Source organism: Acidimicrobiales bacterium, from assembly GCA_036399815.1.
In the GTDB taxonomy this organism is placed as follows: Bacteria; Actinomycetota; Acidimicrobiia; order Acidimicrobiales; family DASWMK01; genus DASWMK01.
In genome coordinates this window covers 1-4,076 of the sequence record DASWMK010000133.1, presented here as the reverse complement: position 1 = coordinate 4,076, position 4,076 = coordinate 1, and the positions used below count along the sequence as shown (strand labels likewise).

Annotated in this window: 6 protein-coding genes; 3 read left to right on the top strand and 3 right to left on the bottom strand. The window is 74.4% G+C overall.

From position 1 onward, the window contains the following. Positions 1-152: 152 nt before the first annotated feature. Positions 153-779: a TasA family protein gene (locus VGB14_09240; protein ID HEX9993095.1), complete on the bottom strand. Its 627-nt coding sequence runs from the start codon at positions 777-779 to the stop codon at positions 153-155. Between the two features lie 161 nt (positions 780-940). Between VGB14_09240 and VGB14_09235 the strand changes: the two genes are divergently transcribed. Further along, positions 941-1,231: a hypothetical protein gene (locus VGB14_09235; GenBank protein ID HEX9993094.1), complete on the top strand. Its 291-nt coding sequence runs from the start codon at positions 941-943 to the stop codon at positions 1,229-1,231. Between the two features lie 95 nt (positions 1,232-1,326). Further along, positions 1,327-1,731: an STAS domain-containing protein gene (locus VGB14_09230; protein ID HEX9993093.1), complete on the top strand. Its 405-nt coding sequence runs from the start codon at positions 1,327-1,329 to the stop codon at positions 1,729-1,731. On the opposite strand, the gene VGB14_09225 is transcribed toward VGB14_09230, so the two are convergent. Both VGB14_09225 and VGB14_09220 read right to left on the bottom strand, forming a co-directional pair. After that, a complete protein-coding gene (locus VGB14_09225) occupies positions 1,732-2,292 on the bottom strand; it encodes a hypothetical protein (protein HEX9993092.1) in 561 nt (186 codons plus the stop codon). Positions 2,293-2,301: 9 nt separating this feature from the next. Next, positions 2,302-3,717: a hypothetical protein gene (locus VGB14_09220; protein ID HEX9993091.1), complete on the bottom strand. Its 1,416-nt coding sequence runs from the start codon at positions 3,715-3,717 to the stop codon at positions 2,302-2,304. A gap of 159 nt (positions 3,718-3,876) precedes the next feature. Here VGB14_09220 and VGB14_09215 point away from each other — a divergent pair. Beyond that, the coding region (locus VGB14_09215; GenBank protein ID HEX9993090.1) for a hypothetical protein at positions 3,877-4,076 on the top strand (200 nt) is incomplete at its 3' end.

Sequence of the window (4,076 nt, the reverse complement as noted above, 5' to 3'; positions counted from 1 at the left end):
GGCGAGCGCACGGACCAGCCCGGCCACGAGGCCGCCGAGCAGAGCCGGCGAGGGCAGCGCGAGCCGGTCGAGCACCACGGTGGCGGCGACGCCCGCGGCCACGACGACGCGGCCCGCCACCGAGACGGCGGGCCGCGCCATCGAGCGGAGGGTCACCGGTTGGTGCCCGCCCGCTGGGTGGCGGTGAAGGTGTAGGAGATCGTCGACGACTTGCCCTGGAAGGTGTTGTCGGCGGTCGTCGGCAGGGAGAGCGTCACCCGGAGGTGGTCGGTGGCGCCCGGCGCGGTGGCCGTGAGGTTGCTCATCGCCAGGTTCGAGCCGACCACCGGGCGGGAGGCGACGACCGAGGAGGTCGTGCCCGAGCAGGTGTAGGTGTAGGCGGGCGCCGTGCCGGCCTCGGTCCAGGCCACCGAGCAGCGGTCGACGACCATCTGGAGGCCGTTGGTGGCGTCCGTGTCGAGCAGGGAGCTGGTCGTGGCGACCGTCGTGAGGGCCACGCCCGAGAGGCTCAGGCTGCCCGTGTTGCTGAGGTCGACGGCCCGCTGGATCGTGTCGCCGGGGGCGACGTCGGTGGCGTTGACGGTGAGGCGGTTGGCCGACGTGCCCGTCGTGCCGAGCGCGATCACCACGGTGCCGCTCGAGACCGACTGGTTGGCCGTCGCGGACGACGTGAACGTCGCCCACGTGCCGGCACCGGCCAGCGCGGCCGCCACGCCGACCGTGGCCAGCGACAGGAGGACCTTCTGGGCGCGTGACAGCCGCGCGAGTCGTTCGTGCATGTCATCCCCTCTACGTGCGGCGCCGCCGCGGCACCGTTCGTTCCGCAATCGGTCGCTCGATGTTCCGGTTGAGGGTCGCGCCGCTCTTTCTTCCGGGTCCGCCATCCACGCCGCCCCCGCCGGGCCGGCCGAGGGCTACGGTGCCCGCCGGGAGGTGGCCCATGTGCGACTGCGGCGAGTGGACGGCGACCCGGGCCGGCGACGGCCTGCGGGTCACGGGCCGGTGCACCTGCCCGAGGGCCGGCTACGCCATCGCCCTGGAGCCGGTCGGCGGCGGCGACGGCGTGCTCGTCCTGCAGGTGGTGATCGACGCGCCGGAGTTCGCGGCGACGGTCATGAGCACGGTCGACGCCGTGTGGGAGGGCCCGGCGGCGGCGGACGTCCGCGAGGTCGAGGTCCGCCCGGCGGAGGGGAGCCGGGCCGGGTCGGTGAGGGTCGCGGTCGACGGCTGACCGGTCACACCGGGTGGCATGGGGCGCCGCCCAGCCTGGCGACCGGGGAGGCGATGTGGGACCATGGGCGCTCCTTCGAAGTCCCGGAGTCGCCCGTGCCCGCTCTCCTCCCCCCAGACGGCGACGGAGCGGCGCGCCCCGGCATCCTCGCCGCCGGGGCCACCGGCGACCAGGTCGCCGACCTCGTGGACCTCCGGCTGAGCGACGGCCCGAGCGGTCCCGTCCTCTCGGTGGCCGGCGAGCTCGACACCCACACCAGCGCGGCGCTGCGGGTCGCCCTGGCGGGGGTCGGGAGCGACGGCGCCGAGGTGGTCGTGGACCTGAGCGGGGTGACCTTCGCCGACTCCGCCACCCTCGGCGTGCTCGTCGCCGAGCACAAGCGGCTCCTGGCCGCCGGCCGCGGCCTCGTGGTGCAGGCGCCGGGACGGGCGGTCCGCCGGGTCCTCGAGCTGTCGGGCCTGCTGCACGTCCTCGACGTCCGCGACGCCGCCCACTCCTAGCTAGTCGTCGTAGATCTCGACGACGTTCCCCCTCGCGTCGGCGAGCAGCCAGCCGGAGCTGCGCTCACCGGACACGTAGATCCGCATCCGCACCGCCTCGGTCGTCGGCCGGTCGCGGTTGACGACCACGTACACCGACGTCGGGTCTTCCACGTCGGTCGAGGCCACCGCCTGGTCGACGAGGTCGGGGAGGCGGTCCCAGCTGACGCTGTCGAGCGGGAAGGCCCGCAGCTCGAGCTCGGCCTCCTGGTCGTCGGTGAGCGAGACCGGGTCGGGATCGAGCAGGTCGCCGTCGCGCTCGTAGTGCCAGCGGTCGACGTGGCGGGGGACCTCGGGATCGCGGGCCTCGAGGATGGCGTAGTCGGGGTAGATGCTGACGTCCACGGCGGAGATCGACGGCCCGATGGCGTCCCGCCACGCGTCGAGCGCACCGGCGATGCCGCTGTCGAGCAGGTTGGCGCTGCCGAGGACGATGCCGGTCCCGCCGTCCCCGTCGTCCCCGCCGCAGCCGGCCACGAGCGCCGCGGCGACGAGGACGGCGGCCGCCCACCGCCCGGGCACGTGCCGCCCCTACCGGAAGATCGTCGGGCGGCCCTGCATCGACGGGTGGGGGGCCACGTCGAGCAGGTCGAGGATGGACGGGGCGGCGTCGAGGATGCTGACCTTCTCGCGGGACGGGTCGCCCTCGATCCCGGCGCCGGCGGCCACGAACACGCCCTCGGGCGTGTGGTAGGCGGTGTTGGCCCCGCCCGGGCGCCGGTCGACGACGATGCCGAGGTCGGCGATGTCGCCGGCGGCCTCCCGGCCCTCGGGCGACCGCCAGCGCACCTCCGAGGGCAGCCCGGACGCCGAGAACCGGTAGTCGATCTCGAACGACACGGTCGTGCCGTGCACCCGCACGTCGTGGAACATGGCGCCGAGGGGCGAGGCCACCGAGGCGATCGGGGCGACGGCGGCCTCGGCGGCGGCCGGGTCGGGCAGCTGGAGGCAGACCCGCGGGTACATGGCCAGCCCGGTCGTGGCCCCCTCGAGGCCGACGGCCGAGGCGAACCGGTCGGTGTCGGCCAGGACGTAGGTCTCGTCCATGTCGCCCTGGTAGGGGATCGGGCCCTGGCCCATGCTCGAGGCGATCACGAGGACGGTCGACGGGTCCCGCTCCATCGCCTTCAGGATGCGCCCGAGCTGGCGGTCGAACAGGTCCATGGCGTCGAGCACGAACCGCCGGTACACGTCGTCGGGGCGGTAGGGCTGCTCGTCGGCGTAGCCGGGCACGGCGTCGCCCCAGTAGCGGTGCATCATCCCGGCCACGTGGTTGGTGAAGAACACCGACAGGTGCGGGCGGGTGCGGCGGTGGAGGCGCCAGTACAGGTCGAAGGTGGGCAGCACCTGCATGGCCGAGCGGCGGGCCTTGAAGCGGTGGTCCAGCTGCTCGTGCACCAGGTGCGAGCCCATCGTCGCCATCGAGCGGGGCGTCAGGCCCTTGGCCAGCAGGTCCAGGCCGGCGGTGACCATCGCCCTGCGGGGGAACGGCGCGTACGAGGAGAACGCGTTCTCCCGGGTCATGGCGAGGTTGAAGGCCTGGAACCGGGCGAGCGACCTCGGGTACGTCTCGGGGGTGCGGGCGAAGGTGTCGGGCACGTAGAACCCGCCGTTGCGGAGGCGCCGCGCCGGCCAGCTCTGCATCGGGCCGAACAGGCCGACCCGCAGGCCGGCGTCGTCGGCGACCGTCCAGAGGTCGACCCCCCGGAACGTCGCCGGGTCCTGGCCGAGGTCGAGCGAGCCGTGGTCGTCGGTGTAGAGCGAGCGGTGGAACGTCGGCCACGTCCGCCACGGCTGGAAGTCGACCGGGTCCTCGTCGATCGTCGTCAGGCAGCGGGCCGTGGGGAGGAAGGCGGCGAGGTTCGAGGCCGGGCGGGCCGAGACGTAGAAGTCCACGATGTCCCAGGGCACCTCGTTGAGCTCGTAGAGGATGACCCGGCGCTGCATGGTGCGGAGCGTACCGACCTGGCACCATGCCGCAGTGGCGCTGGAGATGCGGGCGACGTGTGAGCGGTGCGGCGCGGACGTGCCGGCCGACGGCGAGGCGTGGATCTGCTCCTACGAGTGCACCTATTGCGGCGAATGCCGGCTCGCGCTCCAGGAGCAGTGCCCGAACTGCGGTGGCGAGCTGGTCAGGCGGCCCCGACGCGTGAGCACCTGACGGCCCGGCCGGCCGTCCGCCGGCTGGCCGGGGCGGCGGTCGCGGCCGTCGTCGTGGCCGGGGCGGTGGCCCACGTGGCGGCCCGGGCGGACCTGGCCGACGCCAGGGAGCGGGTGGCGGCGAGGGAGCGGGTCGTGGCGACCGC